The sequence below is a fragment of the Rhodoglobus vestalii genome (genome assembly GCF_006788895.1).
Classification (GTDB): Bacteria; Actinomycetota; Actinomycetes; order Actinomycetales; family Microbacteriaceae; genus Rhodoglobus; species Rhodoglobus vestalii.
In genome coordinates, this window is record NZ_VFRA01000001.1 from 2,448,507 (window position 1) to 2,462,557 (window position 14,051).

The following is a 14,051-nucleotide window of genomic DNA, read 5'->3' on the forward strand; positions in this document are numbered from 1 at the left end:
CGTGTCCGACGCCTTCGCGGCTGCGTTGGCGCCGGTACGAGTCTCAATCATCACTGCGGCGGATCTGAGCGTAGTCTCGAGCGCCTGTGATTCCAGTGTTGTTAATGGTCGTGGACCCGGCAACAGGACGTGAACCCACAAACCCCAATTGGACAAGAGGTACTTCCAGAGTGCCCACGTTCGAGATTCTCGTTACTGCTGCCCTGCCATCGCCAAACATCCGTCCGGTGGGCCCTTTGAGGCCGCGCATCCCGCTAGGATAGGTATGCCTTACCTAACTATCAGAAATGGACACCCTCAGTGCGCACTTTCCGCCGTAGCCTCATTCTCTCCGCGGGCGTCACCGCCCTCGCCCTGACTATCGCGGGCTGCGCGCCCGCCGGCGATACCGAACCGTCCGCGCCGAGCGACGCAGCGATCACGAGCGACGGCGAGCTCACCCTCTACGCCGGCCGCGACGAGGCGCTCATCGCACCGCTCATCGAGAAATTCACCGAAGACACCGGCATCAAGGTCAGCGCCCGCTACGGTTCAAGCCCCGAGCTCAACGCGCTCCTGCTCGAGGAGGGCGACAACTCGCCCGCCCAGGTATTCCTGTCGCAGGACGCTGGAGCCCTGGGCTCGCTCGCGAACGCCGGCCTCGTCAGCAAGATCCCCGCCGAGTTTGCCGACCTCATTCCCGCCGGCTTCACGTCGGAGGATCACAGCTGGATCGGCGTCACCGGCCGCGCCCGCGTGATCGCCTACGACTCGGAGAAGCTCAGCGAGGATGAGATTCCCGATGGCGTCGCAGAGCTGACCGACCCCAAGTGGAGCGACCGGGTCGGCTTCCCGCCCGGAAACGCGAGCTTCCAGTCGTTCGTCACCGCGCTTCGCGTGCTCGAGGGCGAAGAGGATGCCGAGGCGTGGGTCGAAGGCATCAGCAAGAACTCCCCTGTGCTCACCGAGAAGAACGGCGCGACCCTCGACCTGGTCAACAGCGGCCAGCTCGACCTCGCGCTCATCAACCACTACTACTGGTACGAGGATGCGGCCGAAGTCGGAGCCGACGCGATGCGTGCACAGGTCAAGTTCTTGCCCGGCGACGCCGGCGGCATGGTGAACGTTACCGGCGCAGCAATCCTCGCCGGAGCCGAAGGTGACCCGGACGCACTCGCGTTCATCGAGTACCTCGTCTCCGAGAAGGCGCAGCAGTTCTTCGTCGAGAACACGTACGAGTACCCGCTGCTCCCGGGTGTCGACGCACCGGAGGGCCTCCCGGAACTGGAGAACCTCGTCAACCCTAAGCTCGATCTCAGTGACCTCGAATCCCTCGAACAGACCCAGGAGCTGCTCGCACAGTACGGTCTTCTATAAGGGCAACTGCGCTGCGCTGTCACTGAACTGGCCGCGCAGCGCAACCACCACCGGCATTGAAGCGGCCCGCCGCGCCACATGCCCCACCCATCAGCAGGAGTCGGATGCCACAGCGAGTCGATGAGCGAGTCGCCGACCTCGGAGTCGAGCCGATCGGAGTCGAGCCGATCCCGGCCGAGCCGATTCGCGAACCTGTCGGGCGACGGCCGCCGCGGATGTTGCTGCTACTCGGCCTCGTCGCGTGCGCCATCGCATCCATCCCGCTGGTCTATCTCCTCGTTCGGGTCGGATCGAGCGGACTCGAGGATGCCGTGACGGTGCTTGGCCGCCCCCGAGTGCCGCTGCTGCTGTTCAACACCGTGAGCCTCGCGGCGGCGGTCACCTCGACGTGCGTGCTGGTCGGAGTGCCGACCGCCTTCCTGCTCGCCCGCACCCGGCTGCGATTGCGGGGGATGTGGACCGTGCTCGCCGCGCTTCCGCTCGCCGTTCCCTCCTACCTCGCCGCCTACGGCTGGCTCGCCGCGGTGCCGGGAATGCAGGGATTCTGGGCATCCTGGCTCGTGCTGACCCTCGTCTCAACCCCCTACGTGACGCTGCCGGTGATGGCCGCGCTGCGGGCGGGGACCACGGGTCTCGACGACGTGGCCCGCACTCTTGGGCGCAGGCCCTGGCACGCATTCTGGCTCGGCACTTGGCCGCAGATCCGGCCGGCGACCCTCGCGGGAGCGCTCCTCGTGTGCCTCTACGTGCTCTCGGAGTTTGGCGCAGTCGCTCTGTTCCGCTTCCCCGTGCTGACCACGGCGATTCAGCAGGCGTACGGGGCGAGCTTCAACCGCAATTACGCGGCGATTCTCGCGACTGTGCTCGTTCTTCTTGCGATGGTCATCGTGATAGCGGAGCAGACGGCGCGCGGTCGCGCCCGCCGCCGGTTCGGGGCCGTGACCGGCGTTGCTCGCCACCGCGTCGTCAACCTCGGCTACTGGACGGCGCCGTCGATGGCTCTGCTCTCGGTGGTTCCGACTCTCGCGGTCGGGCTCCCGGTGGCGGTGCTGTTCGCCCGGCTGTTCGAGGCGGAGACGCTGCGGGCGCTCGATCCTGTCGAGCTTGGCCAGGCGATCTTCAATACCTTGGCCCTGTCGATCGGTGGCGCCGTCATTGCGGTGCTCCTTGCCCTGCCGATTGGTGCGCTCGCCGCCAGGTACCGTGGCCGGCTTGTGCGCGTTATTGAGTCGCTCGGTTACCTCGCTCTCGGCCTGCCCGGCATTGTGGTGGGACTTTCGCTTGTGTTCTTCTCGCTCTCGGTGCTGCCCACGCTCTACCAGACCGGTTTCGTGCTTGCTTTCGCCTATGGGGTGCTGTTCATGCCCAAGGCGATCGGGGCGATCCGGAGTGCCACGGCCCAGGTGCCCACCTCGCTCGAGGACGTCTCGCGAACCCTCGGCTACGGCCAACTGCAGACCTGGTGGTTCGTCACCGCGCGGCTCGCCCGCCCGGGAATCTTCGCTGGTGCGCTGCTCGTGGCGGTTACGGCGATGAAGGAGCTGCCGGCGACGCTTCTCTTGCGCCCCACCGGAACCGACACCCTCGCGATCGAACTCTGGTCGCGCACCGACGTCTCCGCCTACGGTGCCGCTGCACCCTACGCGGCCGCGCTCATTCTCGTGGCGGCAGTTCCCGCGTTTCTCCTCTCGGGAGCTGGCCGCGGACGAGTGGATGGGACAGCTTCATGAGTCGGCTTTCGATGCGCAACGTGGTCGTTGGCTACGGGGTGGAACCGGTGCTGCGGGGCATCTCCCTCGAAGTCCCGAACGGGTCTCTCGTGGCGATCGTGGGGCCGAGCGGATGCGGCAAGACGACGCTTCTGCGCACGATCGCGGGCCTCATCCGAGCGCGGTCCGGCGAGGTGCGGTTGGGGCAGCGGATGGTCACGACGCACGGCATCCATCTGGCGCCGGAGAAGCGGAGGATCGGCTGGGTTCCGCAAGACGCAGCGCTCTTCCCGCACCTGACCGTTGCCGAGAACATCGCCTTCGGACTCGGCGGCGGCCGTCGCGCTGCGCGCCGGTCGGCGGGCGAAGAACGGGTGCGCCACCTGCTCTGTCTCGTCGGGCTCTCGGCGCTCGCCGGTCGCTCACCGGCACAGCTGTCCGGAGGTCAGGCGCAGCGGGTGGCGCTCGCTCGGGCTCTCGCGTCGGGGCCGGAGGTAGTGCTGATGGACGAGCCATTCGGTGCGCTTGACCCCCTTCTTCGTGGCGAGCTACGCACCGAGGTGCGGGCGCTGCTCGCCGCCGAGGGGATGACCGGCATTCTTGTCACACACGACCAAGCCGAGGCGCTCTCGATCGCGGACTACGTCGCGGTGATGCGCGATGGCGAAATTTTGCAGTTCGGGACCCCAACCGAGGTCTACGAGCGACCCGCGACTCCTTGGGTTGCAACATTCGTCGGAGAGTCGGTGTTCCTGCCCGGCCTGTGGCGTTCGGGCTCGGTTGTTGGGGCGCTGGGGTCCTTAGAGGCGGAGTGGATGCCGGGGGACGCGACGCTTGGGGACGCGACCCTGGGGGATGCGACCCTGGGGAACACGGTCAACGGTGCATCCTCGGGTGCCGACCTGGCCGTCGGTGCGTCCCCCGCGGGTGTGCTCGCTTACGACGAGAGCGGAGTCCGGCACGGCAGCCAACTCCCGAGCGAGATTCGCCGTTCCGGGGAGACGACCCCAATTACCGTGGTCTCCGGGCGCCCGGCGGCTGGTGTGGTTGGTGAGGACACCCCAGTAGCCGTGCTTATCCGTCCGGAACAGCTTGAATTGAAGCTGATCGTTGAGCCGATGCTTGCCCAAGGACTTCGTGCGACCGTCACTGCGGTGAGTTACACAGGCCACGACGCACTGCTCGAGCTCTCGTTGCAGAGTGGAACGAGTTGCATGGCTCGGGTGGCCGCCTCGGGCCTTCTCCCGGTGGGTGCCGAGGTCACCGTTGAGGTGCGCGGTCGAGTACTGGCATATCCGCGCGCGGGCGACTAATCGGGTTTCGCCTCCGGGGGTACCCGTAACCCCCAGTTTCGCGGCTGACGCGGTGTTGAGGTGCCGGTAGATGCTTCTGGACAGGTAGCGTTTGAGGCAGCGGCTGAAGTGTCGGGCCGACCAAGTGACTACATCACCGTCACCGAAATGACCCTGCGTCATGGCTCGAGCCCACGGCGTGCGGCTATGAGGGGTGTAAAGCGAACTCACCCGTTCAGCCGGATGACCTCCACCGAACCGTTTGCCCCCGCCAGAACCAGTACGCTACTTGCCTCAACGCCGTCGAGCGCTGTAACGAGCGCCGCGGCATCCGGTTCGCCATCCACCGCAGCCGCACGCTGAAGCACCGTGACCCGAGCACCCGTCGCGGCACGCAGCGTGTCGATGAGTTCGGCACTGCCGCCGGATGTCACCAGCGTCAGATGGTCAATGCGACGAATCGGCTCCTGGGCAACGTCAGAGACGCGATCCTTTCGCCAGATCGCGAAATGGTAGGCGGCCACAAGCACCGTTGCGGTGAGGAGACCGAGGGCCTGACGAGAGCGTTCGACGAACGTCTCGCCGCTGCCCCCGTCGAGCAGGAACGAGAATAGCTGGAACCCGATCACCAGCAACGTGATGAGAGCCACCAACGCGCTGAGACCGAAAATAACCACAAGGTAGATGCGTCGACCGGGGGTCGCCACAAGCTCGGGTGTTGACGCCGCCAGAGGACGCCATGTCATCCACCACAGCACGCCACCGACGAGTAATGCGCTGAGCCCACCCAGCAGCAGACTGCGGATGTTGCCCTCAAGAATTGAATTGCTCGTCGTGGCCAACAGCGCGTTGATGGTCACCCCGACACCCGTCGCCGCATAGGCCAACGAGACACCGGTGCTCGCCAACCGGGATGCCGCGCGCACCCCCACAGAGCGGGAAGCGACAACACGGGCGTGATACACAAACACCAGTGCACCCACCACCGTGCTGGCAATGGCGGTACCCAACGGAGCCAGAGTGACAGCAATCGGCTGCTGCGCCCCCGTCACGAGTTCAAGTATCACCGAGAGCGTAAGCGTGAGCCCCAGGGCGAGCACCGCGAGCGAGGCAACCCCCGCAATAAAGACGAGGAGCACATTGCTGAACCCGAAATTCTGCGCGCGCACTCCCACACGTAACCAGTGCCACCACCACAGCAGCCCGCCGCCGACCGCCCACACCAGAGACTGCAACACCAGTTGCCACACCGGATCACTGAGCAACACAGAACCCGCAACGGTGTCCACGGCGGAGTCGACAAGTCGGCTCAGCGCCCACACCAGCCCGCCGGCCGCATAGCTCAGGCCGATGAGGGAAGCGAGTGCGGGGGCCGCACCCGGCAGTCTCGTGGGTCCCTTGCTGGGGTGCTGCCACATCCAGTAATGCCACAACCAGATGAGCGCCCACACGATACCGCCGGCGAGCCTATACGGGTCCCAGCCGACCGTGATGGCATTAGCGATCCACGAGAAAAGAGTGATGGTGGCGGTAAGCAGCGCCGCAGTCGAGAGGATCACCAAATACACCGGCCAGGTCACCGATGCTCGGTCGCGAGCACTCGCGGAGTCACGCCAAGTCAGCCACCACAGCAGGGCAGCGAGGGGGCCGGCGATGAGGGCTGCGGCCAACGATGTTGCGAGACCCTCGTTATCAAAAACTACCTCGACGCGGTTCACGGTGAGCAGCCGTTCCAGAAGACCACTCAGACCGTTGGCGGCGATTATGACGGTGATCGCCAGCAACAAATACGTGATTAAGCGGCGCACCGTCTGCACGCCCCCCACCGCAGGTGTCACACCAGGGTTCGGGGTTGTTGAGGTCATTCGCTTATGCCCTGGTCGTAGCACAATGCCAACTCCCACGGAGTCGACTCAATCTTCCAGAGGTCGCCCTCGTTCACCAGCGTGAAAACTCCGTCATACTCGTAGCCTGAACCACCGAATGAGCCACCGCCGTACTCCATTGTCACCCGTACCATGGCGGTGTCGCCGTTCATCTTCGACGAAATGACGGTCATCCGAAGCTCCTGAATCACGCTCGGCTCTGACCGCTCACAGTTGTCGCGAAGGGCGGAAGCGAGAAACTCAAGTGCGGACGTGGTGTCGCTATCGACTATCGCGCGCGAATAAGACTGAACGACACCCTCCGGTGTTGTGGGGTCCACATTCGCGGGCCCTCCGCGAGTGAACACCACCACCAGGGCGATCACAACAATGGCGGCAATGATGGAAAGGATCGCGATGAGTGCGCGATCTGGTCGAGCAGCGTGAGGCTCCATGAGGACAGCATGGCCTATCCGAGGCACTAAGGGCTAGAGGTGACGACCATTGCGATCATCGTCACCGAGCACGTTGAGGTTGTCGTTAGGTTCATCGCGCTTAATGGTCAGCGCCAGCGGGAAGGCGTGTGCCGAGCAGCTCAGTGAGGCGAGCCACAAACAAGCTACCCACCGCAGCCGTACAGATCGACACACCAATCTGGCGAAAATAGTTGTTCGACGCCGTCGCTGTACCGACCTGCGAATTCGGGAACGTGTTCTGCACAATCAGGACCAGAATCTGCATGCTCATCCCAAGACCCACCCCCATCACCGCGAGGTACGAGCAGGAGGATCCAAATCGGCAACGCCGGGGTTATCGACAGCCCCGCTGGGTCGCATTCACCCCGGTCACCATCTGCAGATAGATCGGCATGTAGGCGAGAGCAATAAGCCCGATTATGTTGAGCGAATCCCAGTCATGCAGCGTTCCACCCCAGGTCATCACGGGCACGATCGCCGTTGAGGTGATCGCTAGCGCACCCAGCGGAAGGTTCATCCAGAACGCCCAACGCCATCCGAGGGACTCGGTAAACCAATCGCCCAAGAGCGGGCCAGCAACACCCTGAACGGCGCGACCAATAATCAGCCACGTCGTATCGGGGCGAGGTCACCGAGCTTTCCATAGACCGGCGTAATGATGGTCGACGCCAAAATGTACGCTGTGGTCACCCACAGCATGTGGTTCACACCATTGAGCTCGCCCACAATGGTGGGCAAGGCGGTACTAAAAATGGTCTGGTCGAGTGCCGAAAGCAGCAGGGTGACCATGAGGCCCACAAACAACAGCAGAATGCTGCGCTTAGCTGCGGGATCACTGGTGGTCATAACTTCGGGTTCGCGGGTAGTTGTCATCGAAGGGCTTTCAGGGTTTCTCGTGTGAGGGTGACGGCGCGCAGGTACAGGGAGTCGATGTCGGCGGTAGCACCGGCAGCGATCCACTCCTTTACGGCAATTCGAACAGAGGCGACACAGGTGGCTACGGCAATCTCGGCGACGTGTTCAGGGTCGTAGGGGAGCGGTGTTTCACGCTGGGGAAGGAATTCAACGACCGCGGAAGCCATTGTGCTGTTCAGCTGGCTGAACTGGTGCATCTGCCGGCTCAGCAAACGGGGGTTCTTTGTGACAAGAATCATTCGCTGAGCTTTGAGGTGGGTCTGTTTGGCCATCGGGCCAAAAATTTGGAACACTGTGGAGACGATCGCCGAAACCAAATCGTCGGTCTCGGCGGACGCGACACCAGAGGCGATCGCACGCTGCACTTCGCCGAGCTCCTGAATGCCAAGAATGGCATCCTCTTTGCTCTTGAAATAGTTGAAGAACGTGCGCGGAGATATCTCGGCGCGCTCGCTGATCATGACTGTGTCGGTGCTGAGAGGAGTTGACTCGATGGTGCGACCGGTGAGCGCCGGTGCGACATACTGGGCTGGTGGAGTCGATCAAACCCCTGCGTCTTATTGTCGCGATCAACCCGACCGCAGCTTTTGGCAAAGGCAAGCATGTTGGCCCTCAGGCCGTGGATGCGTTGCGTGCCCTCGGCCATGAGGTGACTGCGCTGGAGGAGCCCAATTTTGCCCTGCTGCTGAAGCGGGGGCGCAAAGCTGTTGCCAAGAAACCCGATGCTCTGCTCGTGGTGGGCGGCGATGGCATGGTGAATCTGGGCACCAATCTGGTCGCCAAGACACAGGTACCGCTCGGCATCATCCCCTCCGGCACGGGCAATGACATGGCCCGTGGTTTACGAATTCCATTTGATGACACGGATGCCGCAATTGCCAGCATTGTGCGCGGTCTCGGCAGGCCGCCCCGGGCCATCGATGCGGGCTGCGTGTCATATGTTGACGAAGCGACCGGCTCTGCTGCGACCCGCTGGTTTGCGTGCGTGCTTTCTGCTGGTTTCGACGCAATCGTCAACGAGCGCGCAAATCTCATGTCGTGGCCCAAGGGCCCCAGTCGTTATACGGTGGCGTTGATCATTGAGCTGTTCCGCCTGCGCGCCATCAAGTACAAGCTGACGATCGACGGTCGTGTCATCGAAACTACGGGCGCGCTCATCAGCGTTGGCAACAACGTGTCGCTCGGGGGCGGCATGAAAGTCACACCGAATGCTCTGGTGGATGACGGACTCGCCGACGTCCTAGTGGTCGAATCACTGTCGCGGCTGGCATTCTTGCGCGTCTTCCCGCGCGTGTTCAGCGGCACGCATCTCAGCGATCCCCGTGTCACCGTGTACCGCGCGAAGAACATCCGTATCGAGTCGAAAGAGATTACTGCCTACGCCGATGGTGAGCGTTTTGCTGCACTGCCCATTGACATTGAGATGGTGCCCGGCGTTCTGCACATCCTCGACCAGCGCGCCTAGTTGCACGTCGCGGTGCGCACCTCGGGTCGCCTGTTCTTACGCCTCTGGTGTGGGAGCGTCCGTGGCGATACAGGCATAGTCGGTCATCGCCGTGCCGTCATCGGTGCTGCATTCAGAGATGATGAACTCCTGCTCGGGGCGAATTCCCTCGGCGACCGTCTCCTTGAAGGCGCTAAAGGTCTCTGAACACGAAGACGAGACAGCGTTCTGCAGTCCACCAGCCTCACCGATCTCTGTTTTCGCCAGCGCGCCCTTACCGATCACGATATGGGTGTGTTCGGTAGCGCACGGGGTCACTTCTGCTTCGCTGAGATTGCTTCCTTCAACAAAGCTGAAGCAGTCACCAACGAGTAGGTCAGTCGAGCCGATAACGCTGGGCTCAAGCACCTGACCGGCGTCATCGCGAGGGAGTTCAGGGTTCAGCAGCGAACACCCGGCGAGGGCGGCGAGCACGGCCGTTGCGACAAGAACGGCAGTGGTGGCGCGCGTGATAGCAGTCAAGAGTCTCCCGGTGGTTCAGAATAAGGCGTAGTGCGCGAGTGCGCCCCAAATTTGTGGCATACTTTTCTAGTTGTTGTGACGGCCCCATCGTATAGAGGCCTAGTACGCCGCCCTCTCACGGCGGTAACGCGGGTTCGAATCCCGCTGGGGTCACAGTAGCAAAGTCCCGGTCATGTTCGTGTGAACATGCGCCGGGATTTCATCTTTTGTGGCCTCGCCGAACGGCGGTGCCGGGCACGTGCACGACGCCCACGCTCGTCGAGATCGCGTTAGCCCGTGAGCGCGGCGTCGATCGCGTCGGGCAGATCTTCTAGGCGTTGAGTATCAACCGGCTCGTCGTTGACGAAGAACGTTGGTGTGCCACTGATGTCGAGTGCGACGGCAGCATCGAAGTCTTCTTGAACGCGTGCCTGAGTTTCGGGATTAGTGATTGCCGCGTCGTAGGCAGTCATATCGAGTTCGAGTTGCACGGCCAACTCGCGAAAGAAGTCGGACTGTGGGCTGGTGCTGCCCGCCCATTCCTGTTGAGTTTCGAACAGCCGCTGGTACATTGCTTCGAATTCTCCCTGCTGGGCGGCGGCTTCCGCAGCAACGGCGGCAGTCATGGAGTTGGGGTGGATCGGCAGCGGCAGATAGCGCACGACATAGTTGATTTGCCCGTCGTAATACTTGCGCAGCTCCTCAACGTAGGGGTAGAAGGTGCCACAGGCTCCACACTCAAAATCGAGAAACTCCACGACGGTTACGGCATCTGGGCCCGCCTGATCAAGGTAGTGCGAGTCCGTAGCGACGGTCGACGCCCGGGGCCCTGTCGACGAGGCATCACCGGCGGCGGCATCCTCATCGGCTGAGTCACCAGAGACGGACACAAAAACGAAGGCTGCCACGAGAGCAAGCAGCCCGAATGCGGCAAAGATCGGAAGAAGAGCTTTTTTCATCGGAGACTCCGGGCGTTCTGGCGTTGACGGTCAGTGCTTTTTTGACGGGGTAAATCAAGAGTAGGTGACAGTTGCGCGGCACGCAGCCCGTTGAGGATAACTATCAGCTCCGCAATTTCGTGGACGAGGACGACACCAGCCAAGCCGAGCACGCCGGTTAGCGCCAGCGGGAACAGCACGACGATGATTGCGAGCGAAAGCGCGATATTTGCGGTCATAATGCGGCGCCCGCGTCGCGCGTGAAGTATCGCCACCGGAATGAGCCTCAGGTCCGTGCCGGTGAAAGCGACATCCGCCGATTCAACTGCGACAGCGGAGCCAGTCGCGCCCAGAGCGATCCCGACATCGGCAGCAGCAAGCGCAGGAGCATCGTTGATTCCATCGCCGATCATCGCGGTGCGGGAGTGCTCACACAGGGTCTGAATTGCCTCAGATTTGTGGATGGGCAGCAACTCTGCCCGCACATCGTCGATTCCCGCCTCTCGCCCGAGTGCGGCGGCGGTGCTCGCGTTATCACCGGTCAACATGAGGGTACGGATGCCCGCCGCCTGCAAGCTCGCAACAGCCTCGGCGGCATTTGGCCGCAGTTCATCGCGGATCCCCAGCAGGCCGATCACGCGAGCATCGCGCTCGACCACCACCACGGTCATCCCATCATTGGCAAGAGTCTGCGCCGTCGGGGTGAGATCAGCGGCATCAAGCCAGCGAGTGTTGCCAATACGCACGTGGGCCCCGTCGACTGTTCCCGATATGCCTCGCCCGGCATCTTCGGTTACCTCCCGCGCCTCCGGAGGGTGGGGGTGCCTGGCGAGCACGGCGGAGGCGAGCGGATGTGTGCTGTGCGCTTCAAGGGCCGCCGCAACGCGCAGTACCTCCGTGCTGCTGACCCCCGGTGTGGTTTTCACAGCAATGACAGTGGGAGCGTTGCCCGTGAGAGTGCCTGTCTTGTCGAATGCGACTGTGCGGATGCTGCCCATCCGTTCAAAGGCGGCCCCCGACTTGACCACAATGCCCAGCTTGCTGGCAGCACCGATCGCCGAAATCACGGTGACGGGCACAGCGATTGCTAGTGCACACGGCGAAGCGGCAACGAGCACGACGAGCGCGCGTTCCGTCCAGAGCTCGGGGTCGCCGACAAGAAAACCCCACCCGACGATTGCGGCAGCAGCGACGAGCACAACCGGAACAAGCGGTCGGGCAATGCGGTCAGCTAGCCGTGCACGCTCGCCCTTGTGCGCAGTGGCTTCTTCGACGAGCCGCACAATTGTGGTCAGCGAATTATCGGTGCCGGCTGCGGTGGCCCGGATGCGCACCGCACCCGAACCATTGATGGACCCGGCTAAGACCTCGTCATCAGCCGCTATCGCGACCGGGATCGACTCGCCCGTAACGGCAGAGTTATCGACACTGCTCGATCCACTCAGCACCACGCCGTCGGTTGCGATTCGTTCCCCAGCACGCACCACCAGCACGTCACCGGCAACGAGGTCGGCCGCCGTAATCTGCGTCAGGTTTCCCTCGCGTTCGATCAGCGCTGTCGCAGGGATGAGCGAGAGCAGTGCTCGCAGACCGTGGCGTGCACGATCCATCGCTCGATCTTCTAGCGCCTCGGCGATAGAGAAAAGAAAAGCGAGGGCTGCAGCTTCTCCGATATGACCGAGGAGCACTGCGCCGATAGCGGCGATCGTCATCAGTAGGCCCACGCCGAGTGAGCCGCGAGCCAGTCGCCGAACCGCGCCCGGAAAAAACGCGGCAGCTCCAGCGAGCAAGCTCAGCGATTGGATAATGGTGATTGGCCACTGGGAGATTCCTGCTGCCAGCCCAACTAGTGAAGAAAAGAGAAGCGCGCCCGAAAGCGCGGGTAACGCCAGCGCCCGGTCTCGCCACCACGGCACGAGTGCCTCGTCGCTCACGCCGTCGTCTTCGGCTCACAGCACAGTGCTGCATCGCAGTCATCGGCCAGACACAGGATTCCATCATCAACGGCGAGCACGACGTTGATCAGCGAAGTGAGTGCGCGAGCCAGATGCGGATCCGAAATCTCGTACCGGGTTGACCGTCCTTCAGGGGTAGCCACGACCAGTCCACAACCACGCAAGCAGGTGAGGTGGTTGGACACGTTGCTTCGGGTCAGTAGAAGATCCTGCGCTAGTTCCCCTGGATAGCCGGGCTTTTCGAGCAACGAGAGCAGGATTCGGGCTCGGCTTGCGTCGGCCATCGCGCGGCCCAATCGGTTCATTACCTCGGTGCGAGAAGCAGTAGTCAGCATCCACTGACTATACAGCGGCTGCTGACGTATCAGATCTCCCCAGGCTAGCAGAAAGCAGACGGCGTACCCGTGCGGGTCGGTTATCATGGTGGACGCGAAGGGGGAATTGGCCCACCTCGCTGCGCTCGTCAATACGACCCACTCAGTCGTGGCTCCGGGGCAACGGCATCCACAATTCACGCGGTGCGGGAGGGACTTTCACTACTTGCAGTGCCGTGAAACCGCGATTGGATTTCCTTGACTACTCTGCCGATCTGGTTTGAAGTAACCTCTTTGTCGGTTCTGCTGATCATTCTGACCGCAGACCTCATCTTGGCGTACAAGCGCCCGCACATTCCTAGCACTCGCGAGTCAGCGCTGTGGGTGGGCTTCTATGTGGGCCTAGCGCTCATCTTTGCCCTCATGATGTCCCTGCTGGGAGATGTCGAACAGGCCGGTCAATTCATTGCCGGTTGGGTCACAGAGTACAGTCTCTCGATCGACAACCTGTTCGTGTTCGTGATCATCATGGCCCGCTTTTCGGTGCCGCGAAAGTATCAGCAAGAGGTGCTGATGGTGGGCATCCTGATCGCACTCGCGCTGCGGGGAATTTTCATTCTTCTCGGTGCGCAACTGATCGAAAACTTCAGCTTCATCTTCTACATCTTTGGTGCGTTCCTGCTCTATACGGCCATCCGCCAAGTGTTTGAGAAGCATGACGAAATGGAAGAGACCGAGTCGGGAATTATTCGGTTTCTGCGCAAGCGCATAGCGATTACGCCAGACTTTGACGGCGCTAAACTTCGCACCGTCATCGACGGCAAAAAGGTGTTTACACCGATCCTTGTCGTGTTTATTGCTCTGGGGCTCACCGACCTCGTCTTCGCCATCGACTCGATCCCGGCAATATTTGGAATAACCACCGACCCGTTCATTGTGTTCACCGCCAATATTTTCGCTCTCATGGGCCTGCGCCAGTTGTATTTTCTCCTCGGCGACCTCATCGACAAACTCGTGTACCTGCACTTTGGCATCGCATTCGTGCTCGGTTTCATTGGTGTGAAGCTGTTCCTTCACGCCCTGCACGTCAACGAGCTACCGTTTATTAATGGCGGCGAACCAGTGGAGTGGGCACCCGAAATCAGCACGTGGACTTCGCTCATTGTAATTCTCGTATCAATGGCTGTTGCGGTCATCGCAAGTCTCGTGAAAATGAATTACGACAAAAAGAACGCCCCCGTCCAAGCGAACCGCGAGTAAGTGCGGGCGCCGCGCTGGGCGTAGCG

The 14,051-nt window shown here is 62.3% G+C and carries 12 protein-coding genes, 1 tRNA gene and 1 pseudogene; 6 read left to right on the forward strand and 8 right to left on the reverse strand.

The annotated features are described in order from the left end of the window. Nucleotides 1-300 precede the first annotated feature (300 nt). From FB472_RS12055 to FB472_RS12065, 3 genes are all read left to right on the forward strand, one after another. On the forward strand, nucleotides 301-1,356 hold the full coding sequence (locus FB472_RS12055) for an iron ABC transporter substrate-binding protein (RefSeq protein ID WP_141991095.1): 1,056 nt from the start codon (nucleotides 301-303) through the stop codon (nucleotides 1,354-1,356). A 104-nt stretch (nucleotides 1,357-1,460) separates the two neighbouring features. After that, complete coding sequence (locus FB472_RS12060) at nucleotides 1,461-3,086, forward strand: ABC transporter permease (RefSeq protein WP_215730444.1); 1,626 nt, start codon at nucleotides 1,461-1,463, stop codon at nucleotides 3,084-3,086. Then, on the forward strand, nucleotides 3,083-4,378 hold the full coding sequence (locus tag FB472_RS12065) for an ABC transporter ATP-binding protein (protein ID WP_141991096.1): 1,296 nt from the start codon (nucleotides 3,083-3,085) through the stop codon (nucleotides 4,376-4,378). Before FB472_RS12060 ends, FB472_RS12065 begins: the two co-directional genes overlap by 4 nt. A gap of 206 nt (nucleotides 4,379-4,584) precedes the next feature. On the opposite strand, the gene FB472_RS12070 is transcribed toward FB472_RS12065, so the two are convergent. From FB472_RS12070 to FB472_RS12090, 4 genes and pseudogenes are all read right to left on the reverse strand, one after another. Further along, a complete protein-coding gene (locus tag FB472_RS12070) occupies nucleotides 4,585-6,222 on the reverse strand; it encodes a DUF5671 domain-containing protein (protein WP_141991097.1) in 1,638 nt (545 codons plus the stop codon). Further along, entirely contained in the window at nucleotides 6,219-6,677 is a 459-nt protein-coding gene (locus FB472_RS12075; protein WP_141991098.1) for an LpqB family beta-propeller domain-containing protein, read from the reverse strand. The genes FB472_RS12070 and FB472_RS12075 overlap by 4 nt, the downstream gene beginning before the upstream one ends. A gap of 109 nt (nucleotides 6,678-6,786) precedes the next feature. Continuing rightward, nucleotides 6,787-7,544: pseudogene (locus tag FB472_RS14725) on the reverse strand (MFS transporter); the annotation flags it as partial. 23 nt (nucleotides 7,545-7,567) lie between these two features. Continuing rightward, nucleotides 7,568-8,074: a TetR/AcrR family transcriptional regulator gene (locus tag FB472_RS12090; protein ID WP_141991099.1), complete on the reverse strand. Its 507-nt coding sequence runs from the start codon at nucleotides 8,072-8,074 to the stop codon at nucleotides 7,568-7,570. 71 nt (nucleotides 8,075-8,145) lie between these two features. Between FB472_RS12090 and FB472_RS12095 the strand changes: the two genes are divergently transcribed. After that, complete coding sequence (locus FB472_RS12095; protein WP_141991100.1) at nucleotides 8,146-9,078, forward strand: diacylglycerol kinase family protein; 933 nt, start codon at nucleotides 8,146-8,148, stop codon at nucleotides 9,076-9,078. Between the two features lie 36 nt (nucleotides 9,079-9,114). Here FB472_RS12095 and FB472_RS12100 read toward each other — a convergent pair whose 3' ends face one another. Further along, a complete protein-coding gene (locus FB472_RS12100) occupies nucleotides 9,115-9,579 on the reverse strand; it encodes a hypothetical protein (protein ID WP_141991101.1) in 465 nt (154 codons plus the stop codon). Nucleotides 9,580-9,659: 80 nt separating this feature from the next. Between FB472_RS12100 and FB472_RS12105 the strand changes: the two genes are divergently transcribed. Continuing rightward, a tRNA-Glu gene (locus FB472_RS12105) sits at nucleotides 9,660-9,732 on the forward strand. 116 nt (nucleotides 9,733-9,848) lie between these two features. Here FB472_RS12105 and FB472_RS12110 read toward each other — a convergent pair. From FB472_RS12110 to cmtR, 3 genes are read right to left on the reverse strand one after another with little or no spacing between them, the layout of a single operon-like run. Then, nucleotides 9,849-10,517, reverse strand: coding sequence for a DsbA family protein (locus tag FB472_RS12110; RefSeq protein ID WP_141991102.1), 669 nt, complete (start codon nucleotides 10,515-10,517; stop codon nucleotides 9,849-9,851). Then, nucleotides 10,514-12,430, reverse strand: coding sequence for a heavy metal translocating P-type ATPase (locus FB472_RS12115; RefSeq protein WP_141991103.1), 1,917 nt, complete (start codon nucleotides 12,428-12,430; stop codon nucleotides 10,514-10,516). Before FB472_RS12115 ends, FB472_RS12110 begins: the two co-directional genes overlap by 4 nt. After that, on the reverse strand, nucleotides 12,427-12,786 hold the full coding sequence (gene cmtR / locus FB472_RS12120; RefSeq protein ID WP_141991104.1) for a Cd(II)/Pb(II)-sensing metalloregulatory transcriptional regulator CmtR: 360 nt from the start codon (nucleotides 12,784-12,786) through the stop codon (nucleotides 12,427-12,429). The genes FB472_RS12115 and cmtR overlap by 4 nt, the downstream gene beginning before the upstream one ends. Nucleotides 12,787-13,023: 237 nt before the next feature. Between cmtR and FB472_RS12125 the strand changes: the two genes are divergently transcribed. Then, entirely contained in the window at nucleotides 13,024-14,025 is a 1,002-nt protein-coding gene (locus tag FB472_RS12125; RefSeq protein WP_141991105.1) for a TerC family protein, read from the forward strand. Nucleotides 14,026-14,051: the final 26 nt, after the last annotated feature.